Genomic DNA, 23,011 nt, shown 5'->3' with positions numbered 1-23,011 from the left:
TCCGGCCCCGGTGTCAGCTCCGCAGGGCCTCCCGCAGGTGGTTGAGGTGCTGGGGGTGCTCGGCTGAGTGGCGGGGGCCGGGTCGCTTTCCGGTCCGCGTCCGGCCCCGGTGTCAGCTCCGCAGGTGGTCGAGGTGCTGGGGGTGCTCGGCTGAGGGGCGGGCGCCGGGGCGCTTTCCGGTCCGCGTCCGGCCCCGGTGTCAGCCTCGCAGCACCTCCCGCAGCTGGTCGAGCCCCCAGTCCAGGTCCTCCTTGCCGATCACCAGGGGCGGGGCGATCCGGATCGTGGAGCCGTGGGTGTCCTTCACCAGGACCCGGCGCTCCATCAGCCGCTCGGAGATCTCCCGGCCCGTGCCCAGCTCCGGCTCGATGTCCACGCCCGCCCACAGCCCGCGCCCCCGGACGGCCCGGACCGCGCCCCCGCCCGCCAGGAGCCCCAGCTCGTGGTGGAGGTGGTCGCCCAGCTCGGCGGCGCGCTGCTGGTACTCGCCGGTGTTCAGCATGTCGATGACCTCCAGCGCCACCGCGCAGGCCAGCGGGTTCCCGCCGAACGTCGAGCCGTGCTCCCCGGGGCGGTACACACCGAGCACCGCCGCCGACGACACCACGGCCGACACCGGCACCACGCCGCCGCCGAGCGCCTTGCCCAGGAGGTACACGTCCGGCACGACGCCCTCGTGCTCGCAGGCGAAGGTCTTCCCGGTCCGGCCCAGACCGGACTGGATCTCGTCCGCGACGAACAGCACGTTCCGCTCGCGGGTCAGCTCCCGCACCCCGGCGAGATAGCCCGGCGGCGGCACCAGGACACCCGCCTCGCCCTGGATCGGCTCGATGAGCACGGCCACGGTGTTCTCCGTCATGGCCTCGCGCATCGCGGTGAGATCCCCGTACGGCACGATCTCGAACCCCGGGGTGTACGGGCCGAAGTCGGCGCGGGCCTCCGGGTCCGTGGAGAAGCTGATGACCGTGGTCGTGCGGCCGTGGAAGTTGTCGGCGGCGACGATGATCTTCGCCATGCCGTCCGGTACGCCCTTGACCCGGTAACCCCACTTGCGGGCGGTCTTCACCGCCGTCTCGACGGCCTCCGCCCCGGTGTTCATCGGGAGCACCATCTCCATGCCGCACAGCTCCGCCAGGCGGGTGCAGAAGTCGGCGAACCGGTCGTGGTGGAAGGCCCGGGAGGTGAGCGTGACCCGCTCCAGCTGCGCCCGCGCCGCGTCGGTGAGCCGGCGGTTGTTGTGGCCGAAATTGAGCGCCGAGTAACCGGCGAGCAGGTCGAGGTAGCGGCGGCCCTCGACATCGGTCATCCAGGCCCCGTCCGCCGTGGCGACGACGACGGGCAGCGGGTGGTAGTTGTGCGCGCTGTGCGCCTCGGCGGAGGCGATGGCGTTGTCCGTGGTCGACACGGGATCTCCGATCGTCGTGCGGCGTGAGCCTTGGGTGGGCCCACTTTGTATCGTCGGTCGGTTCCTCCGCGAGGAAACCTCCGGTTCACGGCGCGCCCGCGTTTTCCACCGCGGCGGCCCGTCGGGCGATTCCTCCACCGGGCGCCCGGGAAGGGCCGCACACCTGAGACAATGAGCCCATGGCCTCTGAACGTCCCCGCGTGCTCTCCGGAATCCAGCCCACCTCCGGCTCGTTCCACCTCGGCAACTACCTCGGCGCGGTCCGCCAGTGGGTGGCCCTGCAGGAGTCCCACGACGCCTTCTACATGGTGGTCGACCTGCACGCGATCACCGTCGCCCAGGACCCGGCGCAGCTGCGGGCCAACACCCGGTTCGCCGTCGCCCAGTTGCTGGCCGCCGGGCTCGACCCCGAGCGCTGCACGCTGTTCATCCAGAGCCATGTGCCCGAGCACGCCCAGCTGGGCTGGGTCATGAACTGCCTGGCCGGGTTCGGCGAGGCGTCCCGCATGACGCAGTTCAAGGACAAGTCCGCCCGGCACGGCGCCGACCGCACCACGGTCGGCCTGTTCACCTACCCCATGCTGATGGTCGCCGACATCCTCCTCTACCAGGCCGACCAGGTCCCGGTGGGCGAGGACCAGCGCCAGCACCTGGAGCTGACCCGCAATCTCGCCGAGCGTTTCAACAGCACCTACGGCGAGACCTTCACCGTCCCGGACCCGTACATCCTCAAGGAGACGGCGAAGATCTACGACCTCCAGGACCCGTCCTCGAAGATGAGCAAGTCGACGGCGAACCCGAAGGGCCTGATCAACCTCCTGGACGAGCCGAAGACCACCGCCAAGAAGGTGAAGAGCGCCGTCACGGACACGGACACGGTGATCCGCTTCGACCGCGCCGAGAAGCCCGGCGTCAGCAATCTGCTGACGATCTACTCGACGCTCACCGGCGCCTCGGTGCCGGAGCTGGAGCAGAAGTACGAGGGCAAGGGCTACGGCGCGCTGAAGACGGACCTGGCCGAGGTCATGGTCGACTTCGTCACACCGTTCCGCACGCGTACGCAGGAATACCTGGACGACCCGGAGACGCTGGACTCCATCCTGGCCGAGGGTGCCGAGAAGGCGCGGGCCGTGGCGGCCGAGACGCTGGCGCTCACCTACGACCGGATGGGTCTTCTGCCCGCGAAGCACTGAGTCCAAGGACCCTGGCGGCACAGGGCTCGCAGACGGCACACTTGCGGCGTGAAGTCTGCGGCCGCCCTTGGCTGAAAACAGACCACCGAGGAGTGAAGGAGAACGACGTGGGGACCGTAACGCTCGGCGTTTCGATCGCGGTCCCGGAGCCCTACGGCAGCCTGCTCCAGGAGCGCCGCGCGAGCTTCGGGGACCCTGCCGCACACGGCATTCCCACCCACGTCACCCTTCTGCCGCCGACCGAGGCCGAGGCGGCCGACCTGCCCGCGATCGAGGCGCACCTCGCCTCGATCGCGACCGGCGGCCGGCCCTTCCCGATGCGGCTGTCCGGCACGGGCACCTTCCGCCCGCTCTCGCCGGTCGTCTTCGTCCAGGTGGTCGAGGGCGCCTCGGCCTGCTCCTGGCTCCAGAAGCGGGTACGGGACGCCTCCGGGCCCCTGGTGCGCGAGCTCCAGTTCCCGTACCACCCGCACGTGACCGTCGCCCACGACATCCCCGAAGCGGCGATGGACCGGGCGTACGAGGAGCTCGCCGACTACGAGGCGTCCTGGATCTGCGGCTCCTTCGCGCTGTACGAGCAGGGCCGGCTGGACCGCGTCTGGCGCAAGATCAACGAGTTCCCGTTCGGCGCCGGCGGCACCGGTCCCGCCGTCCCCGCGCAGAGCGGCAGCACCCTGGACGCCCCCTCTCTGCACCCGTGACCGCGCCCTACACCGGCAGCCGCCGGAACAGCGGCCGGGGGACGTGCCGCAGCGCGGACATCACCGCGCGCAGCGCCCCCGGCACCCACACCGTCTCCTGGCGCCTGCGCAGCCCGGTCACGATCGCGTCCGCCACCGCACCGGGCGTCGTCACCAGCGGCGTCCGGGTGAACGGCACCGTCGCCAGCGGCCCCCCGGCCCTCCGCACCGCCGCCGCGTCCGGCACCACCAGCCCGGGCCGCACCACCATCACGTGCACCCCCGTGCCGTGCAGCGCGTCGCCGAGGCCCTGCGTGAACACGTCCAGGCCCGCCTTGCTCGACCCGTAGATGAAGTCCGCGCGCCGGGCCCGCTCACCGGCCACCGAGGACAGCACCACCAGCGAGCCGTGCCCCTGCGCCTGGAGCGCGCCCGCGCACACCAGACCGGCGGAGACCGCGCCGGTGTAGTTGGTCTGCGCCACCCGGACCGCCGCGAGCGGTTCCTCCTCGTCGCGCTCCTGGTCGCCCGCGATGCCGAAGGCGAGGAGCACCATGTCGATGTCGCCCTCGGCGAAGATCTTGCCCAGGACGGTCTCGTGGGACTCGGTGTCCAGCGCGTCGAACGCCACGGTCTGCACGTACGCCCCCCGGTGGCGCAGGTCCTCCGCCGCCGCCTCCAGGGCGGGCGAGGGGCGGCCGGCCAGCCAGACCGTGCGGGTGCGGTGGGCGATCAGCCGGCGTGCGGTGGCGAGCCCGATCTCCGACGTGCCGCCGAGGACGAGCAGGGACTGCGGGGCACCGAAGGCATCCTTCACGGGAACGCTCCTTGCAGGGGGAGAGGGGTCTACAGCGACAGCCGGCGGGACAGGTCCGAGCGGAACGCCCCGTTCGGGTCCAGTTCGGCCCGCAGCGCCCGGAAGTCGGGCAGCCGCGGGTACATCGCGGCGAGCGCGTCGGGGCGCAGCCGGGCGTCCTCCGTCAGGGAGACCCGGCCGCCCGCCGCCGCCACCTCCTCGTCCAGCGAGTCGAGGAAGCGGGCGAGCCCCGGCAGCCCGGCCGGCAGATCGAGGGAGAGGTGCCAGCCGGGCGCCGGGAAGGACAGCCAGCCGGGACCGCCCTCGCCGCACCGCCTGAGCACCGCGCGGAAGGACGGGCAGCGGCTGCGGGCGATGCGCCCGACGATCCGCCGCAGCGTCTCCTCCTGTCCGTGCCCGACCAGGAACGCGTAGTGGATGCGCCCGCCGGTGGGGGAGACGCGGTTGCTGTGCGGCCGGGCGTCCAGGGTGCGGAAGAAGGCGCCCAGCGGCTGGAGTTCGCCGGCGCGGGACCGGGGCGCGCAGCGGTAGCCGATCTCGTTGAGCGCGGTGGCGGACAGCCGGCCGAAGAGGCGGGGGAGGAGCGGCGGCGCGGCGGGACGGCGCGCCGGACCGGCGGAGAGGGCGGTGCGCCGGGCGTGCGCCGGGAGCGCCCGCACCGGGACGTGGTCCGCGCGGACCAGGACGCCGCGGCCGGTGGCCCGGCCCCGGGCGGTGAGGTCGATCCGGGCGTACTCGTAGGGGCGGTGGCCGCGCGCCATCCGGGCCAGCAGGTCGTCCAGGCCGGCCGCCCGCTCGGTGTCGACCGACATCAGGGCGGTGGTGACGGGCCGGAACCGGAGCGTGGCCGAGAGGATGACCCCGGTCAGGCCGAGGCCGCCGGCGGTCGCGTCGAAGAGCGGGGTGCCCGGGCGCACCGTACAGACCTCGCCGCCGGCGGTGAGCAGCGTGAACTCCGTGACGTGCCGGGAGAAGGAGCCGGCCGCGCGGTGGTTGTCGCCGTGCGCGTCCGAGCCGATCGCGCCGCCCACCGTGACGTAGCGCCCGCCGGGGACGACCGGCGGGAACCAGCCGAGCGGCAGCATCACCTCGCGCAGCCGGTGCAGGGTCGTGCCCGCGTCGCAGACCACCAGGCCGGCCGCCGCGTCGATGGTCCGGACCCGGTCCAGCGCCGTCATGTCGAGGACCGAACCACCGGCGTTCTGCGCCGCGTCGCCGTGCGTCCGGCCCAGGCCCCGCGCGATCGAACCGCGCGGCCCGCAGCCCAGCACGGTCGCCGCGGCCTCCTCGTAACTCCGGGGGCGGAAACGCAGCGCGGTCGTCGGGGCGGTGCGGCCCCAGCCGGTCAGGGACACGGTGTCGACAGACATGAGGGTGACCGTATCGCCCGAGATAACACCTTTGAGGGATTTGTTACAACGCTCACCGAAATGGGTGATTGAGGGCTCGTCATCTCCTCCACCCGCCGACGGGCTTCGGTTTTCCCGGCCTTCAGGGGTAGTCGTGATCCATGGACTGGCTGAAGAAACTCCCCGTCATCGGGCCGCTCGTCTCGCGGCTGATGGAGACGCACGCCTGGCGCAGTTACGAGACGCTGGTGCGGGTCCACTGGGCCCGGCTGGCCGCGGCCATCACGTTCATCAGCTTCCTCGCGCTCTTCCCGCTGATCGCGGTCGGGGCGGCGGTGGGTGCCGCGCTGCTGACCGACAAGCAGCTGAAGACGATCGAGGACAAGCTCGCCGAGCAGGTGCCCGGCATCTCCGACCAGCTCGGCATCGACAGTCTGGTCGCCCACGCGGGGACGGTCGGTCTGGTGGCCGGTGTGCTGCTGCTCTTCACCGGCGTCGGCTGGATCGGCTCGATGCGGGACTGCCTGCGCGCGGTCTGGGAGCGGGACGACCTGGACGAGGGCAATCCGGTCCTGCGCAAGCTCAAGGACGCGGGGGTGCTGTTCGGGTTCGGCGGCGCCGCGCTGGTGACGCTCGCCATCTCCTCGGTCGGCTCCGTGGCCGTCGGCTGGGTCGCCGATCTGCTGCACATCCCCGAGAACGGGGCGGGCGGGGTGCTGCTGCGGATCGCCGCCCTGCTGGTGGCCGTCGCCGCCGACTTCCTGCTGCTGCTCTATCTGCTGACGCTGCTGCCCGGCGTCGAACCGCCGCGCCGCCGGCTGATGGTGGCCGCGCTGCTCGGCGCGGTCGGGTTCGAACTGCTCAAGCTGCTGCTCGGCAGCTATATGAAGGGCGTCGCGTCCAAGAGCATGTACGGCGCCTTCGGGGTGCCGATCGCCCTGCTGCTGTGGATCAACTTCACCGCGAAGCTGCTGCTGTTCTGCGCCGCCTGGACGGCGACGCCGAGCAAGGAGGACGAGCCGGCGGCGGAGGCGGAGGAGGGCGCCACGCCCGCCGCCCGGCGCGTCACGGGCGAGGGCGGCGACGCATCAGGTCCGGCAGCGGCCAGCGCCGGTTGACCAGGAACACCCCGCCCGCCAGCAGGACCAGCACCCCGCCGGCGATGGCCAGCGCGATCCCGGCCCCGCTGGAGCCGTCGGTGGCCGCCGCCGCCCGCGCGGCCTTGTCCGGCCCGTGGCCGCCCTTGTCCGCGACCGCGGTGTCCGCCTCGGCGCCCTTGCCCGCCCCGGCGGTGTCCGTGCCGTCGCCGGTGACCGCGGACTTCGGCGGGACCAGCTCACCGACCGGGGTGACCTTGCCGGTGGCGGCGAACCCCCAGTCCAGGAGCCGGGCCGCCTCCTTGTAGACCGAGTGCGTCTCCTCGGACGAGGGGTGCATGACGGTGACCAGGAGGACCTTGCCGTTGCGCTCGGCGACACCGGTGAACGTGTTGCCGGCGTGCGTGGTGTAGCCGTTCTTGACGCCCGCGATGCCCTTGTACGCGGTGACGCCGTCGGCCCCGGTGAGCAGCCGGTTGGTGTTCTGGATGCCGAAGGTCTCGCGCTTCTCGCCCTTCTTCTTCTCGCCGGGGAACTGCGCGGTGGCGGTCGAGCAGTACTCCCGGAAGTCCGCGTTCTGCAGCCCGTCGCGGGCGAAGAGCGAGAGGTCGTACGCGCTGGAGACCTGCTCGGGCGCGTCGTAGCCGTCCGGCGACACCACATGCGTGTCCAGCGCCTGGAGCTCCACCGCACGGTCCTGCATGGCCTGGACGGTCTTCGGCACCCCGCCGTACATCGAGGACAGTACGTGCACCGCGTCGTTCCCCGAGCGCAGGAAGACCCCGAGCCACAGGTCGTGCACCGTGTAGCTGTGGTCCTCCTTGATGCCGACGAGGCTGCTGCCCTCGCCCATGCCCGCGAGGTCCTCGTCCTTCACCGTGTACTCCCGCGTCTTCGGCAGGAGCGCCGGGTCGTCGAGGAGGGTGTCCGCGAAGAGCATCTTCAGCGTGGACGCCGGGGGCAGCCGCCAGTGCGCGTTGTGCGCGGCGAGCACCTCGCCGGTCTCCGCGTCCGAGACCATCCACGACCGGCCCGTCAGCTCCTTGGGCAGCACCGGGGCGCCGGGCCCGAGATTGACCTGGGTGCCGGCCCGCCCCAGCTGCGCGCCACCGACCTGCGACATGGTCGCCGGAGGCTTGGGGGCGTCGTCGTCCCCGTCGGCCGCCGAGGCGGGCGTGACGACGAAAGCGGACAGCAGGGCGGCAGAGGTGACCGCCAACGCGGCCTTCTTGAGAGCTGGCACGGTCGAAAACGTACATGCAGTTGATGTGAATATATGTACTGGCGACGTGACCCGCCGGGCGGACCGCCGGGACGGGCCACCCCGCCCGAGCCCGCCGGAGCGCGGCGGTGATACTGAATCCATGAAGCTCAGCCGCCCGGTCTCCTGGTTCCTGCTCGCCTTCGGGGCGTGGTCGTGGGTCATCTGGGTCACCTTCGTCAAAAACTTGTGGAAGGACGGCAGCGGCCTCGCCTTCGACGACGCCGGTGACCCGACCGCGTACTTCTGGGTGCATCTGCTGCTCGCCATCACGTCCTTTCTCCTGGGGACGGCGGTGGGCTGGATCGGGTTCCGGGGCGTCAGGGCCCTGCGCACCGAAAAGGCTTGAAATCATCGGTCCCGGCCAGGGGCTGAATCCGGCGGTACCGGGACGAACGGGGCGGGGGCAGGTATGCGGGTCGTGGGGGCCGCGCTGGCGGCGATCGTGGTGCTTGCACTGCTCGTGGCCGTGCACCGCTATGTGTGGCGCCGGCTCGTCGGTGACACGACGGCCCAGGGCAGCCCGTGGCGCAGGGCCGGCACGATCGCCGCGTACGTGCTGCCGCTGCTCAGCGTGGGCGCCCTGGTCGCCGGGCCCGCGGGCGCGCCCTTCCCGGTCCAGCGGGTGCTGGCCTGGCCCGGCTACCTCTGGCTCGCCGCGCTGCTCTATCTGACGCTCGCCCTGCTCGTCGGCGAGGCCGTGCGGCCCCTGCTGCGCCGGTGGCTCGCGCGCCGGACGGCGGCCGGGACGGCGCCCGCGCCGGAGCCCGCGCCCGTACGGGAGCCCGCGCCCGTCCCCGCCCCCGTTCCGGCGTCGGTGCCGGAGGCCGCTCCCGCGCCGGAGCCCGCCGCGCCCGCCCTCGCCGCCCCGTCGCGGCGGCTGTTCGTGGCGCGGGCGGTCGGGGGCGCCGCCGCCGTCGCGGGGCTCGGGACCGTGGGCTACGGGACGTACGGGGTGCTGCGCGGGCCCCGGGTGAAGCGGGTCACCGTGCCGCTCGCCCGGCTGCCGAGGTCCGCGCACGGGTTTCGCGTCGCCGTCGTCAGCGACATCCACCTGGGCCCGATCCTGGGCCGCTCCCACACGCAACGCATCGTGGACGCGGTCAACCGGACGCAGCCCGATCTCATCGCGGTCGTCGGTGATCTGGTGGACGGATCGGTCGCCGATCTCGGTCCGGCCGCCGAACCGCTCGCCGGCCTCCGCGCCCGGCACGGGGCGTTCTTTGTCACCGGCAATCACGAGTACTACTCCGGCGCCGCCCAATGGGTGGAACACGTCAGGGAATTGGGGCTGCACCCGCTGGAGAACGCCCGGGTGGAGTTGGGCGGTTTTGATCTGGCCGGGGTCAATGACATCGCCGGCGAGAGCGAAGGGCAGGGCCCGGATTTCGCCCGCGCGCTGGGGGACCGCGACCCCGCCCGCGCGGTGGTCCTCATGGCCCACCAGCCCGTGGTGATCGACGAGGCCGTCGAACACGGCGTGGACCTGCAGCTGTCCGGGCACACCCACGGCGGTCAGCTGTGGCCGGGCAACTACGTGGCGGAGCTGTCCAATCCGACGGTCGCCGGGCTCGAACGCCACGGCGACACCCAGCTCTACGTCACCCGCGGAGCCGGTGCCTGGGGTCCGCCGGTGCGGGTCGGCGCGCCTTCCGACATCACCGTCGTCGAGCTCGCCTCCCGGCAGGCGTAATGACCCGCGTACGCACGCGAAATGGCGGAACGGGTGACCGGGCGGGAACCCTCTGTATTCGGCGTAAGCGTCAAAGGTTTCGACTGACAAACAATTGGCTATGAGCCTCTGATCGCCCCTTCCAGATGTGAAAATCGTGTGATTTGCTGAGCGCGAACGTGCGGTGATCTGCGTGTCTGTGCGCGACACCGAGGTGGGGCAGTTAAAGGGAGAGCACGTCAATGCGGTCGGTCCGGCTACGGATTCTCGCGATTCTCGCGGTTTTGGTCATCGCAGGCGTGGTCGCCTGGCAACTGCTTCCCTCGGACGAGGAGAACTCCGATCCGGTCGTCGTCGGGACGACCGACGCGGTGACCTCGCTCGACCCGGCGGGCGCCTACGACGCCGGTTCCTGGGCGATGTACAGCAACGTCTACCAGTCCCTGATGACGTTCAAGTCCGGCGGGATCGTCCCCGAGCCGGACGCGGCCGAGAGCTGCGGCTTCATCGGCGGCAAGCTGCAGACGTACCAGTGCAAGCTCCGTGACGACCTGACGTTCTCCAACGGCGACAAGATCACCGCCGAGGACGTCAAGTACTCGTTCGACCGGATGCTGGAGATCAAGACGGACGTCGGTCCCTCGGTCCTCTTCCCCAGCCTGAAGAACGTGGTCACCGAGGGCCGGACCATCACCTTCAACCTCTCCTCGCGTGACGCGACCTTCCCGCAGAAGATCGCCACGGGCGCCGGCTCGATCGTGGAGAAGGACGCCTACGCGGAGCACAAGCTGCGCAACGACGGCCAGGTGACGGGCTCGGGGCCGTACGTCCTGAAGTCCTACGAGCCCGGTGTGAAGGCCGAACTCGTGCCGAACTCGCGCTACAAGGGCGCGATCAGCAAGACCGGCGGCCCGGTCACCGTGCGGTACTACAAGGAGTCCGACGACCTGCTCTCGGCCTGGAAGTCCGGCCAGGTCGATGTGACGCACCGTCAGCTCCCGCCGGCCACGCTCGCCGCGCTGAACCCGGGCGACACCGACAAGCGCGTCACCGAGGCCGACAGCGCCGAGATCCGCAACCTCGTCTTCAACGTCCGCAAGGACGCCCCGCTCGCCGACCGCAGGGTCCGCCAGGCCATCGCGGCGGTCATCGACCGCGGTCCGCTGGTGAGCAAGATCTACAAGGGCACCGTGGAACCGCTCTACTCGCTGATCCCGCAGGGCACCATCGGGCACAGCACCCCGTTCTTCGACGCCTACCCCTCGCCGGACGCCAAGCGCGCGAAGTCGCTCATGGACGAGGCCGGCATCCAGACGCCGCTGGCCATCACCTTCGCCTACCGCGAGGGGGACCAGTACACCGACGAGACCAAGGAGATCCAGCGGCAGCTGAACGCCACCGGGCTCTTCAAGGTGACGATCAAGCCCGTCGAGTGGACCCGGTTCCAGAAGGGCTACGCGGAAGGTGAGTACGACATGTACACCGTCGGCTGGCTTCCGGACTACCCGGACCCCGACACCTTCAGCCAGCCGCTCGTCGGCCGCGACAGCAGCCTCCACAACGGCTACACCAGCACCAAGATGGACGAACTGATCAGCGCCACGCTTCAGTACAGCGACCGCAGCCGGGCCTCCGGGGACTTCAAGGAGCTCCAGAAGCTGGTCGGCGAGGACGTGCCGCTGGTTCCGCTGTGGCAGAAGAAGGACTACGTCGTCGCCAAGGCGGACGTCTCCGGCTCGCAGTACCTCACCGACGGCACGGGCGTGTGGCGCCTGTGGGAGCTCGGCTGGATCTGATCCCGGCGACTGCGCGCGGGCGGCTAGGACTTCACCGGTCCGGCCGCCCGCGCCGTCGTTTCCGGCAGGAACTCCTCCAGCACCTCGGCCACCTGGCGCACCAGCGGGCGCAGCACCCGGAAGCGGGACAGGGCCAGGGCGCGGGCGGCGATCGGGACGGTGCGGCTGACGAGCCGGCGGCTGCGGGCGGCGCCGTCCGTCCGGTCGTACACCCAGAACAGCACCAGGCCCATGTGCGCGAGCCACAACAACCGCGGGAGCAGCGGCTTCAGTTCGGGGTCCGTCCGGGTGGTGGAGCCGGTCAGGCAGCGCTCGTGGATGGCGATGACCGCCTCGCGCGCGGTGACCGACTCCGGGGAGAACGGGCTGAGCGGGCTCTCCGGATCGGCGGCGTTCTTGAAGAACTGCGTGGCGAAGGGGCGGTACGGCTCCGCCACGTCCAGCCAGGCCAGCAGCACCCCGCGCAGCCGTGCCGAGAGCTCCGTCCGGCCCTCCAGGACCGGCCGCACCGCCTCCGTGTGCTCGGCGGCGAGCCGGTCGTAGAAGCCCTGGACCAGGTGCTCCTTGGACGAGAAGTAGTAGTAGGCGTTCCCCACGGAGACGCCCGCCTCCTGGGCGATGGCCCGCATGGTCGTCCGGTCGTAGCCGCGTTCCTGGAAGAGCCGGAGCGCGGTTTCGAGGATGAGCGCACGGGTCTGCTCGCTCCGGGGCGCCCTCACGGCCTTCTCGTCCTTCTCTTCCCTCACCACGGCCCCGAGCGTATCCGGGCCGCGCCCGCTACCCCGCCGCGGGCGTCGCCCCGGTCGGCGCCCCCGTCTCCCGCGCCGCTCCGGCGCAGGGTGCTCCGAAGCGCCGTACCCCCGGCACGGCGGCGGTGCCCGCGCATGCGACGCCGGCCAGCACCCCGGCCGCGGCGAGCGGGACCTCCGTGTTCCAGGCGGAGGCGGCGATCGGGGCGAGGACGTAGCCGAGGGGCGTCGCGGCCAGCGAGAGCAGCCAGTCGTACGAGGTCACCCTGGCCAGGGACTGCGGCGGCACCGCGGACTGGACGGCGGTCTCCCAGACCGGGTTGAGGAAGCCGAGACCGGCCATGGCGATCCCGTACGCGGTGAGCGAGACGGCCACCGGGGCGTGCGCGGCCAGCAGGCAGAGCGGCAGCACGTACAGCGCGCCGGCGAGATTGGCGGCCAGGACGGCCCGGCGGGGGCGGACGCGGCCGGCCACCAGTGAGCCGATCAGCAGGCCCACCGCGCCGGTCTGGAGCAGGACGACCCAGCTCCCCTTGCCGCCGGGGCCGTGCAGGAAGAGGGCCGGGCCGAGCGTGGCCAGCACGGCCGCCGCCCCGTTCCAGACGGCGTGCGCGATCAGGCTCGTCCAGTACCAGTCCCGGCCGCGGACCTCGGTCCAGCCGCCCTTGAGGTCGCCCAGCAGCGAGCTCCGGGGGATCGGGACGTGGCGGACCCGGATCACGTACAGCAGGGCGGCGCTCACCGCGAAGCTCGCGCCGTCCAGCACGAAGGCCCAGCCCGGTCCGGCGGTGAGGATCAGGGCCCCGGCGACGGCCGGCCCGGCTGTCCGCGCGGTCGCGGAGGCCACCGCCATCAGCGCGTTGGCGCGCAGCAGCCCCGACTCGTCCACGGTGCCCCGGATCAGCGGGGACGAGGTCGGCATCGCGAAGGCGCCGGCGGCGCCGCTGACCGCCTCGGCGAGGGCGATCTGCCAGAGGGCCGGGGTGCCGGAGAGCAGTTCGGCGCCGACGAAGAGCTGGGTCGCGCACCGCACGAGGTCGGTGGTCAGGGCCACCGTGCGGGCGTTGAATCGGTCGCCGACGACACCGCCCAACGGGAGCAGCAGCAGCTTGGGCACCATCGCGCACCCCAGCACCAGGGCGAGGGCGCCGGTCGAGCCGGTGGCCAGATAGACGGCGAGGGTGAGCGCGGCGGGGATCGCGGAGTCGCCCAGCATCGACAGGGAGCGGCCGATGAAGAGGAGCCGGAACGAGCGTGTCCTTAACGGGTGGGCCATGGGCGGCAATCTATTTCGGAAGCGAAGTACTCGTCAACGAGAATTTCGGTGCCGAAAGAAGCCGTCGTAAGCCGTCACCCCCTGGAACCGCCCGCGTAGGCTGAACGCCATGGAGCTACGCGACTGGACCGACGGGCACGTGGAGCGGTGGAGACCCGTGCTTCCCGAGCTCGACCCGGATGTCGAGGGCGCGGTGACCCGGATGAAGAAGCTCTCCGTCCACCTGCGCCGGGTGCGCGAGCAGTCCCTCGTCGACTTCGACCTGGACCGGCAGGAGTTCGACACCCTGCACAAGCTCGCCGGGCGCGGCGGCACCGCGGCCCCGTCCGAACTGGCCGCCGACCTCGACCTCGCCCCCGCGTCCGTCACCGGCCGGCTGGACGCGGTGGAACGACGCGGCTTCGTCCGCCGCACCCCGTCCACCACGGACCGGCGCCGCGTCGACGTGGTGCTGACGGACGAGGGCCGGTCGACCTGGCTCGGCGCGATGGCCATCCTCGGGCACGAGGAGGAACGGCTCCTGGGCGTCCTGGACGCGGACGAGCGGGCGCTGCTCAACGACATGCTGCGGCGCATCATGGTGGCCGCGGAGGACCGGAACGGGGCGGCCTGGGACTGACCCGGCCCGGCACGCACTCCCGCCGCACACCCGCACCACCCGAGTACGTCCGGTACGAGGACGATCCGGGCAACGCGCCGAGAAGTGGGGGTCTCCCCTGTTCGAGCGGAGCCGAGAACTCAGGGGCACACCGGACGCCGCGAAGATCCGCCGGACGGGCGGCCCTACCCCCGCCCGGCCGCCAGCTTCTCCCGGACCCCGTCCGGACCGAGCTCCAGCAGCCGGGCCACCGCCCCGTCCCACCCCGCCGCCGCCCGCTCCACCGCGTCCCGGAAGCCCCGCCGCAACGGCCCCCCGGCCAGCAGCAGGACCACGGCGGCGACCGGGCGCAGCAGCCACCGCCCGCGCACCGTGGCCGCCGCCTCCACCAGCCAGCGCCCGTCCTGCGCGCGCCGGGGCCGCAGCCGCAGCCGCGCCTCACCCAGCGGGTGCTTCAGCCGCACGGTCACCGGGGCGCGCGCGGCGGGCGGCGCACCGGGAGGCAGCGCCGCCGCGTCCCACCACGCGGCCAGATCGGCCCGCGCCCTCCCCGACCCGCGCCGCAGCACACCCGAGCCGTCCGGCCCCCGCATCCGCCCCCGCGCGTCGATGAGCCGGGGCCGGTCGGGCGCGGCCAGCCGCAGGGTCACCCGGGCGCTCAGGTCCGGGGCGGTCAGCAGCTGCTCCACCTCGATCGCGGTGGAGCGCCGCCACTCCCGTACGCGTACCGCCATCCGCTCGTCGTCGTCCGCCCGCCCGATCTCGTACAGCGCCCCGGTCCGCAGGTGCCGGCCCCGCACCAGCCGCAGGTCCTCGACGGGCCGCCCGTCCGGCGTGCGGACGGTCGCGCCGTCGGCCCGGGTCGACTCGGCCAGGTCCAGGACGAGCGGGGCGAGTTCGGCGAGGAGGGCGCGCTCCACGGCGAGGACGGTGACGGAGTGCCGGAGAGTGGTCATCCGAACGACCGTACCGAAGGGGCCCCCGGACACGGCAAGAGGCCCGGACCCCCTGCGGGGACCGGGCCTCTTCGGGTGCTCGGGGGATCAGAAGCGACGCGTGATCAGCGCGCGCTTGACCTCCTGGATCGCCTTGGTGACCTCGATGCCACGCGGGCAGGCGTCCGTGCAGTTGAAGGTGGTGCGGCAACGCCACACACCGTCACGGTCGTTGAGGATCTCCAGGCGCTGCTCGCCGCCCTCGTCGCGCGAGTCGAAGATGAAGCGGTGCGCGTTGACGATCGCCGCCGGGCCGAAGTACTGGCCGTCGTTCCAGAACACCGGGCACGAGGACGTGCACGCGGCGCACAGGATGCACTTGGTGGTGTCGTCGAAGCGCTCGCGGTCCTCGGGGGACTGCAGGCGCTCGCGGGTCGGCTCGTTCCCCTTGGTGATGAGGAAGGGCATGACGTCGCGGTACGCCTGGAAGAACGGGTCCATGTCGACCACGAGGTCCTTGAGGACCGTGAGGCCCTTGATGGCCTCGATCGTGATCGGCTTCTCCGGGCTCAGGTCCTTGATCAGCGTCTTGCAGGCGAGCCTGTTCTTGCCGTTGATCCGCATGGCGTCCGAACCGCAGATGCCGTGCGCGCAGGACCGGCGGAACGTGAGCGTCCCGTCCTGGTTCCACTTGATCTTGTGAAGGGCGTCGAGCACCCGCTCCTTCGGGTCGATCTCGATCTGGAAGTCCTGCCACTGGGCCTCGTCGGAGACCTCCGGGTTGAACCGCCGGATGCGGAACGTGGCCGTGATGTACGGCGAGTCGGCGAAGCCGGGCTCGGGAGCCTTGTCGGCCTTGTCCAGGGTGGGTGTAGCCATCAGTACTTACGCTCCATCGGCTGGTAGCGGGTCTGGACGACCGGCTTGTAGTCCAGCCGGATCGACTCGGTGCCGTCCTCGGCGACCTCGCGGTACGCCATGGTGTGGCGCATGAAGTTGACGTCGTCGCGGTTGGGGTAGTCCTCGCGGTAGTGACCGCCGCGGGACTCCTTGCGCGCCAGCGCCGACGTCGCCATGACCTCGGCGAGGTCGAGCAGGTTGCCCAGCTCGATGGCCTCCAGCAGGTCCGTGTTGAACCGCTTGCCCTTGTCCTGGATGGACACGTCCAGGTAGCGCTTGCGCAGCTCCGCGATCTTGTCGACTGCGGTCTTGATGGTCTGCTCGGTGCGGAAGACCATCACGTTGGCGTCCATGCACTCCTGGAGCTCCTGGCGGATCGTCGCGACCCGCTCGGTGCCCGTGGAGTTGCGCAGCCGCTCGACCTGGTCGATCACCTGCTGGGCCGGGTTCTCCGGAAGCGCGACGAGGTCGTTCTTCGCGGCGTACTCGGCGGCGGCGATGCCCGCGCGGCGTCCGAAGACGTTGATGTCGAGCAGCGAGTTGGTGCCGAGGCGGTTGGCGCCGTGCACCGACACGCAGGCGACCTCGCCGGCGGCGTACAGGCCCGGAACGACGGTGGTGTTGTCGGCCAGCACCTCGCCCTCGACGTTGGTCGGGATGCCGCCCATGGCGTAGTGCGCGGTCGGCTGGATCGGGATCGGGTCCGTGTACGGCTCGATGCCGAGGTACGTACGCGCGAACTCGGTGATGTCCGGGAGCTTGGCGTCCAGCTGCTCCGGCGGCAGGTGCGTCAGGTCGAGGTAGACGTGGTCGCCCTCGGGACCGCAGCCGCGGCCCTCGCGGATCTCCGTGTAGATGGAGCGCGAGACGACGTCGCGCGAGGCGAGGTCCTTCATGACCGGCGCGTACTTCTCCATGAAGCGCTCGCCGTCCTTGTTGCGGAGGATGCCGCCCTCACCGCGGGCGCCCTCCGTCAGCAGGATGCCCATCCGCCAGATGCCGGTCGGGTGGAACTGGAAGAACTCCATGTCCTCCAGCGGCAGACCCCGGCGGTAGCAGGCGGCCTGGCCGTCACCGGTCAGGGTGTGCGCGTTCGACGTCACCTTGAAGAACTTGCCGGTGCCGCCCGAGGCGTAGATGACCGACTTCGCCTGGAAGACGTGGATCTCGCCGGTGGCCAGCTCGTAGGCGACGACGCCGGCGGACTTCTTGACGCCGTCCTCCTCGACGACCAGCTGGTCCAGGACGTAGAACTCGTTGAAGAACTCCACGCCCTCCTTGACGCAGTTCTGGTAGAGCGTCTGGAGGATCATGTGACCGGTGCGGTCGCCCGAGTAGCAGGCGCGGCGGACCGGGGCCTCGCCGTGGTTGCGGGAGTGACCGCCGAACCGGCGCTGGTCGATCCTGCCCTCGGGAGTACGGCCGAAGGGCAGGCCCATCTTCTCCAGGTCGAGAACGGCGTCGATGGCCTCCTTCGCCAGGATCTCGGCGGCGTCCTGGTCGACCAGGTAGTCACCGCCCTTGATCGTGTCGAAGGTGTGCCACTCCCAGTTGTCCTCCTCCACGTTGGCCAGCGCGGCGGCCATGCCGCCCTGCGCGGCGCCCGTGTGGGAGCGGGTGGGGTAGAGCTTGGTCAGCACGGCGGTGCGGCTGCGCTTGGTCGCCTCGATGGCCGCGCGCATGCCTGCGCCGCCGGCGCCGACGATGACGGTGTCGTACGTGTGGATCTGCATGGTTTACCTCTGGTCCTTCGGGCCCGGCGCCTAGCGGATGTTCGGGTCGAAGGTGAAGATCACCAGCGTGCCCAGCAGGACGGTGAACACCGTGGCGGTGTACAGCAGCATCTTCAGCCAGAAGCGGGTGTTGTCCCGTTCGGCGTAGTCGTTGATGACCGTACGCAGACCATTGGCGCCGTGCAGCATGGCGAGCCACAGCATCGCCAGGTCCCAGACCTGCCAGAACGGCGAGGCCCAGCGGCCCGCCACGAAGGCGAAGCCGATCTTGGAGACACCGCCGTCCAGCACCAGCTGGATCAGCAGGTGGCCGATGACCAGGACGACCAGCACGATGCCCGACAGGCGCATGAAGAGCCAGGCGTACATCTCGAAGTTGGTGCGCGAGCCCTTGGGGGTCTTGCCGGTCCGCTTGCGCGGCGGCTCGATGACGGGGGCCGGATTGTCGACGTCGTACAGCGAGACGCCTTCGACGGCGCCGATCGCGGAAGTCTCGGTGGACATGGGCCTCAGCTCCCGAAGAGTTCGCGTACGGCGTGGCCGAGCACCGGGTACAGGGCACCCAGCATCAGCACGATCCAGATACCCAGCACGGCCCAGAGCATCTGCTTCTGAACGCGCGGGCCCTTGGCCCAGAAGTCCACGGCGACGATGCGCAGACCGTTCAGCGCGTGGAAGAGAATCGCGGCCACCAGGCCGTATTCCAGGAGCGCGACGATCGGCGTCTTGTACGTGGACACGACGTCGTCGTACGCCTCGGGGGAGACGCGGACGAGGGCGGTGTCCAGGACATGCACGAACAGGAAGAAGAAAATGAGGACACCGGTGACTCGATGAGCCACCCAGGACCACATGCCTTCCCGGCCGCGGTACAGCGTTCCAGCCGGCACGGAAGAACCCTCCGGGAGCGGGGATTGGGGTCGGCCGGCTTGACTGTCGGTCTGACCCGGCCGGGTACGGTCCACCGGCCCCGGCCATCGTAGCGACGGATTGTCGGTTCGATCGCGCGGGGCCCTCCGGTGTGATCAATGTGGCAACGAAACAGGCACGGACGGGCTATGGACAGCCCTCCGCGGCCCTGCTTCGCCCCTCCGGACCGGGGGTGTTCGGCCGCGCGGCCCGCAGCCAACCCGTTATCGACTCGATATCAACGCGGCCAGCCGGCCCCGGGCGAGTCGCCGCATCTCGTCCGCCGTGACCGCCCGCTCCCGGTCCTTCTCGTGGGCCAGCCGGGCCCGGATGCCGGCCAGCACCTGGTCGGGGTGTTCGGCGGGCGGATAGCCGTCCAGGCAGATCACGAAGACATGGCCGAACTTGCGTTCGTATTCGGCGTGGGCGACGGACAGGGCGAGATGGGCGGAGCGCGGTGCGTCCGGCCGCAGCCCCGCGGACACCTCGGCCGCCAGCGCCTCGGCGTGATCGGCGGGGGAGAGGTCGTAGGCCGCCTCGTCGGCCGCGGCGAACAGCGCCTCCGCGTCCGGGTAGGGGCGGTGGCAGGCCAGGCGCCGCGCCCAGACCGTACTGCCGAAGCAGTCGAGGAGGGCCGCCTCCGCCTCGGGCGCGGGTGCGCCGTTGAACCGGGGCAGGTCCCAGGCGCGCGCGGCGGACCGGGCGGGGGCGCCGCCGCGGCTCTGCACGGGTACGGCGGTGCGCCGGGCGGGCCGGGGCGGCTGCTCGGGGAGGCCGGCGTGGGACTCGCTGGACCTGGACAGCGGGAGCTCCCGAAAGAAGAGACGAAGGGGGACTCGGATGCGAAGGGGGCTCAACGCTAGCGACGAGGGGATAAGGGTGGGCGAAGGATGCGCGAATTTCACCCGGACGGGAGAGTTCCGCGATGTCTGACGAGCGGAAATGTGAGGAGAATGCCCGGTTACCTCCCTACATCTGCGCTGCTCTCCGACCGTTCCGCTTTCCTTTTGTTCTCTCTTTTGTCCCTTTCTCCCGAACCGGAGGTTTCTGACCGATGGCACCCTCACGCGGCGCCCTCCTGGCCGTGACGGCGGCGACCGCGGCGAGCGTCGCCCTGGCCGGCTGCGACGGCTCCGGAACCGAGCACGGCAACGGCCCCGAGACGTCCCGCGCGGCGTCGTCCCCTTCCCCCACCCCGTCGCCGACCCGGAGCTACCCGCTCTCCAAGGCCCCCCGCACCATCCCCGCCGTACGGGAGCACACCGCCGCCCGCGGGCCCGGCTGGAAGCCCGGCGAGGACAGCGGCGTCGTCATCGCCAAGGGCAGCGGCAAGCTGGCCGACGAGGGAAAGCTGCTGGCCGGCGAGTTGAAGATCCACTACCGGGGCGAGGCGGCGGCCCGCGCCGGTGACGTCGAGCTCGCCCTCACCCCGAAGGCGTCCGGCGGGCCGGAGTCGTACACCCTGCGCACCGCCGACGGGCGGGTGAGGATCAGCGGGCCCGGCGAGGCGGGCGTCTTCTACGGCACCCGCACCCTCAAGCAGTCCGTGCGCGCCGACGGCTCGATGCCCGAGGGCGTGGTGCGCGACCGGCCGGACAAGCCGCAGCGCGGCCTCAACCTCGACATCGCGCGCAAGCACTACACCGCGTCCTGGATCGAGGACCGGATGCGGGAGATGGCCGACCTCAAGCTCAACCAGCTCGGCCTGCACTTCTCCGACGACCAGGCGTTCCGCATCGAGTCCGACACGCACCCCGAGGTGGTCTCCACGGACCACCTGACCAAGAAGCAGGTGCGGCACATCGTCGACCTGGCCGCCCGGCTGCACATCCAGGTCGTCCCGGAGATCGACTCGCCCGGCCACCTCGGCGCGGTGCTGCGCGCCCACCCCGACCTCCAGCTGCACAACGTCTCCGGCACCGCCTCGACCGGATCGCTGGACATCTCCAAGCCGGGCGCGGCCAAGCTGATCGACGAGCTGCTCGGCGAGTACGCGGAGCTGTTCGGCGGCGAGTACTGGCACCTGGGCGGCGACGAGTACCGGGCGCTGATGGTGAAGGACCCGGCCGCTTCCTACCCGCAGCTGCAGCGCGCCGCAGTCGCGAAGTACGGCTCCGGGGCCGGCATCGACGACCTCGCCACCGGCTGGCTCAACGACCGGGCGAAGGTGGTCCGCAAGCGCGGCATGCGGCCGAAGGCGTGGAACGACGGCCAGTTCCGCGACAGCGAGGTGCGTGCCGACAAGGACATCGAGGTCGAGTACTGGACGGGCAAGGAGTACGGGGCCCGGTCGCCGGAGGAGTATTTGCGCGAGGGCCGCAAGGTCCTCAACCTCAACGACGAGTTCATGTACTACGTACTCGGCCAGCCCAACGCCTTCGTCTACCCGACCGGCAAGCGGATCTACGAGCAGTGGACCCCGCTCGTGCTGCGCGGCACCACCCCGGTCCCGGCCCGCTACTCGGACCAGATCCTCGGCGGCCGGTTCGCCGTCTGGGGCGACTTCCCGAACGCCCAGACCGCCGCGCAGGTCGCGGCCGGCATCCGGATGCCTCTGCGGGCGACGGCCCAGAAGCTTTGGGTCCCGGGCGAACCGAAGCTGAGCTATCCCGCGTTCCAGTCGCTGGCGAAGGAGATCGACGCGGGCTGAGACGCCGGTGCGAGGCATCTGACCATGGACAACGCGGCTTTCGGGGCATACGGTCCGGTGGCCGCGCCGTCCGGGGAGGGACGCGCGCCTCTCGCGTCGACGTCCGAATCCTGGGGGGTTCCGTTCTTCATGGTCTGTTCCATCTGCGGTACGAGATCGGCCGGTACGGGCGACGTGCGGTGCGCCATGTGCGCCGGCGCGGCGGAGGCCGGCCGGGGCCGGGCCTGGGCCGGCAGCTCCGGCGTGACACCGTCCCCCTTCCGGCTGGACGAGCTGCGCTCACCGGTGGGCCTGGCCAAGGCGGTGTGCGTGCTGCTCGGCGCCGTGGCGGTGGCGGACGTGCTGGCGATCGCCGCCGGTGTCCACTCCCGCATGCTGCTCGCGGACGGGCTGGACGGCGGCTTCTTCTCGGTGGACGACGACGACCTGACCCTCGCCGACAACCTGTACCGGACCGCCGGCGCCCTTCAGATGCTCACCTTCCTGGCGACGTCCGTCGTCTTCCTGGTGTGGCTGCGCCGGGTCCGGCGCAACGCCCAGCTGTTCGACCCGTACGCCCACGCCATGCAGCCGGGCTGGGCGATCGGCGCCTGGTTCGTGCCCATCGGCAATCTGTGGCTGCCGTACCAGGTGGCGAGCGGTGTGTGGACCGCGAGCGCCCCCGTCGACGGCCCCGGCGGCCGGGGCGGGGCGCCGCGTGGCCCGCTGAACGTGTGGTGGGCGGCGCTGGTCGCGGACCAGATCCTGAACAGGTTCGCCGGCCGCTACTACGCCCGCGCGGAGGCCGGGGACGCGATCCTGCGCGGGCTCGACATGCTCGCGGTCTGCGACGCGCTGGACATCGGCGCGGCGGTCCTGGCGATCCTGTTCGTCCGCAAACTGACGGCGATGCAGACCTGGCGCGCGAACCTCGGCCCGGCTCCCGTGGCGCCGCGTCCGCTCCGGGCGCACTGAGGGCCTGCGGGCGCCCTGGGGCGGGCGCGCACGCGACGAGGAGGCGGCGGCAATCGGCCATGGGCGGGCGGCTGACAGTAATCGGCCATCGGTAGTGACGCTTTTCGGCCATTCGGCGCTGAATGCGATAACAGGAAGCGCCGCGCCCCCCTGCGTCCCGGCCCGGGGTGCGTACGGGAGGGCTGACAGGAGACGCCGATGAGCCTGCTCGACCTGATCGCCGCCGCCGACGAACGCGGGCTCGCCGCCGGAGCGGTCGCCTGCCTCGAACGCTGTCTGCCCCAGCCCGCCCCGGGCGCCGCCCCCGACCCGCTGCGCCCGCTCTGGGCCGCCTGCGCCGAGCCCCGTCTCTGGCCCGCCCGCCTCGCCGAGGCCCGCGCCGCCCTGGACACCGCCGGTGACCCCGGCGCACCGGCCGCCCGCGTCCGGGAGCTGCTCGCCGGCGCCCCGGACGGCCGGACGGGCGAGGAGCTGCGCGCCTGGGCCCACGCCTGCTCGGTGCTGGCGCTGGAGGTCCACCTCGGCCACGACACGAGCGCCTCCGCCGCACCGGACCCGGTGGCCCGCTGCCGGGCGGGCGACCCCACGGGCGCGGGCCCGCTGCTGGCCGGCGAGGCGGCCCGCCAGACCGCGATCCTGGAGATGCTGGCCGCCATGGACGAGGCCGCGCCCGCCACGGCGGGCCTGCGCCAGATCCGCGACGTCTCCACGGAGGGCCAGCGGGTGCTCCGGGCGGCGGCGGCCCGGCGGGGGCGCGGGCGGGTGCGGTCCTGAGGCAAGGGGGCGGCGGCGGGAGAAACGAGGACGACCGGGGCCGCCACCCCCCACAGGAGAGGCCCCGGTCGTCTTCCGCGGGGCCGCAGGACGACCCCGTACTCATCTCTGCGCCGCGGGTGCGTTTTCTGTCACACCCCGGGCGGGGCGAGGGAATGTTGCGGGTTGTACAAGTCATGGACGCGGTGCGTGCCAAGGACGTAGCGTGCTGAGTCGCGCAGGGTGGCGCGGCAGTGGTGACCAGCTGCGATTCGGACAGCAGG

22 protein-coding genes are annotated in these 23,011 nt (G+C 71.8%); 10 read left to right on the top strand and 12 right to left on the bottom strand.

Annotated features, from left to right (window positions below):
• Window positions 1–199: 199 nt before the first annotated feature.
• The gene (gene rocD, locus FKN01_RS22865; RefSeq protein ID WP_143623547.1) at window positions 200–1,405 is read right to left on the bottom strand and encodes an ornithine--oxo-acid transaminase; all 1,206 of its coding nucleotides are present in this window, start codon (window positions 1,403–1,405) and stop codon (window positions 200–202) included.
• Window positions 1,406–1,584: 179 nt separating this feature from the next.
• Between rocD and trpS the strand changes: the two genes are divergently transcribed.
• Both trpS and FKN01_RS22855 read left to right on the top strand, forming a co-directional pair.
• Window positions 1,585–2,598, top strand: coding sequence for a tryptophan--tRNA ligase (gene trpS, locus FKN01_RS22860; RefSeq protein WP_143623546.1), 1,014 nt, complete (start codon window positions 1,585–1,587; stop codon window positions 2,596–2,598).
• 107 nt (window positions 2,599–2,705) lie between these two features.
• Complete coding sequence (locus FKN01_RS22855) at window positions 2,706–3,299, top strand: 2'-5' RNA ligase family protein (RefSeq protein ID WP_143623544.1); 594 nt, start codon at window positions 2,706–2,708, stop codon at window positions 3,297–3,299.
• A 7-nt stretch (window positions 3,300–3,306) separates the two neighbouring features.
• Here FKN01_RS22855 and FKN01_RS22850 read toward each other — a convergent pair whose 3' ends face one another.
• Both FKN01_RS22850 and FKN01_RS22845 read right to left on the bottom strand, forming a co-directional pair.
• Complete coding sequence (locus FKN01_RS22850) at window positions 3,307–4,095, bottom strand: decaprenylphospho-beta-D-erythro-pentofuranosid-2-ulose 2-reductase (RefSeq protein WP_143623542.1); 789 nt, start codon at window positions 4,093–4,095, stop codon at window positions 3,307–3,309.
• A 29-nt stretch (window positions 4,096–4,124) separates the two neighbouring features.
• A complete protein-coding gene (locus tag FKN01_RS22845) occupies window positions 4,125–5,465 on the bottom strand; it encodes an FAD-binding oxidoreductase (protein WP_143623540.1) in 1,341 nt (446 codons plus the stop codon).
• A 140-nt stretch (window positions 5,466–5,605) separates the two neighbouring features.
• On the opposite strand from FKN01_RS22845, the gene FKN01_RS22840 reads away from it, so the two are divergent.
• A complete protein-coding gene (locus FKN01_RS22840; protein WP_143623538.1) occupies window positions 5,606–6,562 on the top strand; it encodes a YihY/virulence factor BrkB family protein in 957 nt (318 codons plus the stop codon).
• Here FKN01_RS22840 and FKN01_RS22835 read toward each other — a convergent pair.
• On the bottom strand, window positions 6,510–7,784 hold the full coding sequence (locus FKN01_RS22835) for a D-alanyl-D-alanine carboxypeptidase family protein (protein WP_398932986.1): 1,275 nt from the start codon (window positions 7,782–7,784) through the stop codon (window positions 6,510–6,512). The genes FKN01_RS22840 and FKN01_RS22835 overlap by 53 nt on opposite strands.
• Window positions 7,785–7,905: 121 nt before the next feature.
• Here FKN01_RS22835 and FKN01_RS33325 point away from each other — a divergent pair, with 121 nt between their 5' ends.
• The 3 genes from FKN01_RS33325 (at window position 7,906) to FKN01_RS22825 (ending at window position 11,270) form a co-directional block, all read left to right on the top strand.
• On the top strand, window positions 7,906–8,151 hold the full coding sequence (locus FKN01_RS33325; protein WP_260696988.1) for an SCO4848 family membrane protein: 246 nt from the start codon (window positions 7,906–7,908) through the stop codon (window positions 8,149–8,151).
• A gap of 63 nt (window positions 8,152–8,214) precedes the next feature.
• Entirely contained in the window at window positions 8,215–9,495 is a 1,281-nt protein-coding gene (locus FKN01_RS22830) for a metallophosphoesterase (RefSeq protein WP_143623537.1), read from the top strand.
• A gap of 221 nt (window positions 9,496–9,716) precedes the next feature.
• The gene (locus tag FKN01_RS22825) at window positions 9,717–11,270 is read left to right on the top strand and encodes an ABC transporter substrate-binding protein (RefSeq protein ID WP_185992950.1); all 1,554 of its coding nucleotides are present in this window, start codon (window positions 9,717–9,719) and stop codon (window positions 11,268–11,270) included.
• A gap of 23 nt (window positions 11,271–11,293) precedes the next feature.
• On the opposite strand, the gene FKN01_RS22820 is transcribed toward FKN01_RS22825, so the two are convergent.
• Window positions 11,294–12,019: a TetR/AcrR family transcriptional regulator gene (locus tag FKN01_RS22820; protein WP_143623533.1), complete on the bottom strand. Its 726-nt coding sequence runs from the start codon at window positions 12,017–12,019 to the stop codon at window positions 11,294–11,296.
• Window positions 12,020–12,047: 28 nt separating this feature from the next.
• Complete coding sequence (locus tag FKN01_RS22815) at window positions 12,048–13,295, bottom strand: MFS transporter (RefSeq protein WP_143623531.1); 1,248 nt, start codon at window positions 13,293–13,295, stop codon at window positions 12,048–12,050.
• 109 nt (window positions 13,296–13,404) lie between these two features.
• On the opposite strand from FKN01_RS22815, the gene FKN01_RS22810 reads away from it, so the two are divergent.
• On the top strand, window positions 13,405–13,914 hold the full coding sequence (locus FKN01_RS22810) for a MarR family winged helix-turn-helix transcriptional regulator (protein ID WP_143623530.1): 510 nt from the start codon (window positions 13,405–13,407) through the stop codon (window positions 13,912–13,914).
• Between the two features lie 164 nt (window positions 13,915–14,078).
• Here the strand turns inward: FKN01_RS22810 and FKN01_RS22805 are convergent, their stop codons facing one another.
• The 6 genes from FKN01_RS22805 to FKN01_RS22780 all read right to left on the bottom strand — a co-directional run bounded on the left by FKN01_RS22805 (window position 14,079) and on the right by FKN01_RS22780 (window position 19,098).
• A complete protein-coding gene (locus FKN01_RS22805) occupies window positions 14,079–14,849 on the bottom strand; it encodes a hypothetical protein (RefSeq protein ID WP_143623528.1) in 771 nt (256 codons plus the stop codon).
• A gap of 87 nt (window positions 14,850–14,936) precedes the next feature.
• Window positions 14,937–15,707, bottom strand: coding sequence for a succinate dehydrogenase iron-sulfur subunit (locus FKN01_RS22800; protein ID WP_143623526.1), 771 nt, complete (start codon window positions 15,705–15,707; stop codon window positions 14,937–14,939).
• Window positions 15,707–17,461, bottom strand: a complete 1,755-nt coding sequence (gene sdhA / locus FKN01_RS22795; protein ID WP_143623524.1) for a succinate dehydrogenase flavoprotein subunit — start codon at window positions 17,459–17,461, stop codon at window positions 15,707–15,709. Before sdhA ends, FKN01_RS22800 begins: the two co-directional genes overlap by 1 nt.
• A gap of 30 nt (window positions 17,462–17,491) precedes the next feature.
• Complete coding sequence (locus tag FKN01_RS22790; RefSeq protein WP_073964328.1) at window positions 17,492–17,965, bottom strand: succinate dehydrogenase hydrophobic membrane anchor subunit; 474 nt, start codon at window positions 17,963–17,965, stop codon at window positions 17,492–17,494.
• Window positions 17,966–17,970: 5 nt separating this feature from the next.
• Window positions 17,971–18,351 (bottom strand): succinate dehydrogenase, cytochrome b556 subunit, encoded by a 381-nt coding sequence (gene sdhC / locus FKN01_RS22785; RefSeq protein ID WP_026242571.1) that lies wholly within the window; start codon window positions 18,349–18,351, stop codon window positions 17,971–17,973.
• A 243-nt stretch (window positions 18,352–18,594) separates the two neighbouring features.
• The gene (locus tag FKN01_RS22780) at window positions 18,595–19,098 is read right to left on the bottom strand and encodes a 2-oxo-4-hydroxy-4-carboxy-5-ureidoimidazoline decarboxylase (protein ID WP_260696987.1); all 504 of its coding nucleotides are present in this window, start codon (window positions 19,096–19,098) and stop codon (window positions 18,595–18,597) included.
• Between the two features lie 326 nt (window positions 19,099–19,424).
• On the opposite strand from FKN01_RS22780, the gene FKN01_RS22775 reads away from it, so the two are divergent.
• The 3 genes from FKN01_RS22775 (at window position 19,425) to FKN01_RS22765 (ending at window position 22,748) form a co-directional block, all read left to right on the top strand.
• The gene (locus FKN01_RS22775) at window positions 19,425–21,020 is read left to right on the top strand and encodes a glycoside hydrolase family 20 protein (RefSeq protein WP_143623522.1); all 1,596 of its coding nucleotides are present in this window, start codon (window positions 19,425–19,427) and stop codon (window positions 21,018–21,020) included.
• 129 nt (window positions 21,021–21,149) lie between these two features.
• Window positions 21,150–21,974 (top strand): DUF4328 domain-containing protein, encoded by an 825-nt coding sequence (locus FKN01_RS22770; RefSeq protein ID WP_260696986.1) that lies wholly within the window; start codon window positions 21,150–21,152, stop codon window positions 21,972–21,974.
• A gap of 198 nt (window positions 21,975–22,172) precedes the next feature.
• Window positions 22,173–22,748 (top strand): hypothetical protein, encoded by a 576-nt coding sequence (locus FKN01_RS22765; protein WP_143623520.1) that lies wholly within the window; start codon window positions 22,173–22,175, stop codon window positions 22,746–22,748.
• The last annotated feature ends 263 nt before the right edge of the window (window positions 22,749–23,011 follow it).

The organism is Streptomyces sp. 130 (genome assembly GCF_007096885.1).
In the GTDB taxonomy this organism is placed as follows: Bacteria; Actinomycetota; Actinomycetes; order Streptomycetales; family Streptomycetaceae; genus Streptomyces.
This window is presented reverse-complemented; position numbering and strand designations above follow the sequence as displayed.

Excerpts from the sequence above, each read along its gene's own strand:
- FKN01_RS22815 (WP_143623531.1), bottom strand. The coding sequence starts at position 13,295 with ATGGCCCACCCGTTAAGGACACGCTCGTTCCGGCTCCTCTTCATCGGC.
- FKN01_RS22830 (WP_143623537.1), top strand. The coding sequence starts at position 8,215 with ATGCGGGTCGTGGGGGCCGCGCTGGCGGCGATCGTGGTGCTTGCACTG.
- FKN01_RS22810 (WP_143623530.1), top strand. The coding sequence starts at position 13,405 with ATGGAGCTACGCGACTGGACCGACGGGCACGTGGAGCGGTGGAGACCC.
- sdhA (WP_143623524.1), bottom strand. The coding sequence starts at position 17,461 with ATGCAGATCCACACGTACGACACCGTCATCGTCGGCGCCGGCGGCGCA.
- FKN01_RS33325 (WP_260696988.1), top strand. The coding sequence starts at position 7,906 with ATGAAGCTCAGCCGCCCGGTCTCCTGGTTCCTGCTCGCCTTCGGGGCG.
- FKN01_RS22825 (WP_185992950.1), top strand. The coding sequence starts at position 9,717 with ATGCGGTCGGTCCGGCTACGGATTCTCGCGATTCTCGCGGTTTTGGTC.
- trpS (WP_143623546.1), top strand. The coding sequence starts at position 1,585 with ATGGCCTCTGAACGTCCCCGCGTGCTCTCCGGAATCCAGCCCACCTCC.
- FKN01_RS22845 (WP_143623540.1), bottom strand. The coding sequence starts at position 5,465 with ATGTCTGTCGACACCGTGTCCCTGACCGGCTGGGGCCGCACCGCCCCG.
- FKN01_RS22775 (WP_143623522.1), top strand. The coding sequence starts at position 19,425 with ATGGCACCCTCACGCGGCGCCCTCCTGGCCGTGACGGCGGCGACCGCG.
- FKN01_RS22790 (WP_073964328.1), bottom strand. The coding sequence starts at position 17,965 with ATGTCCACCGAGACTTCCGCGATCGGCGCCGTCGAAGGCGTCTCGCTG.
- FKN01_RS22770 (WP_260696986.1), top strand. The coding sequence starts at position 21,150 with ATGGTCTGTTCCATCTGCGGTACGAGATCGGCCGGTACGGGCGACGTG.
- FKN01_RS22800 (WP_143623526.1), bottom strand. The coding sequence starts at position 15,707 with ATGGCTACACCCACCCTGGACAAGGCCGACAAGGCTCCCGAGCCCGGC.
- FKN01_RS22840 (WP_143623538.1), top strand. The coding sequence starts at position 5,606 with ATGGACTGGCTGAAGAAACTCCCCGTCATCGGGCCGCTCGTCTCGCGG.
- FKN01_RS22765 (WP_143623520.1), top strand. The coding sequence starts at position 22,173 with ATGAGCCTGCTCGACCTGATCGCCGCCGCCGACGAACGCGGGCTCGCC.
- FKN01_RS22805 (WP_143623528.1), bottom strand. The coding sequence starts at position 14,849 with ATGACCACTCTCCGGCACTCCGTCACCGTCCTCGCCGTGGAGCGCGCC.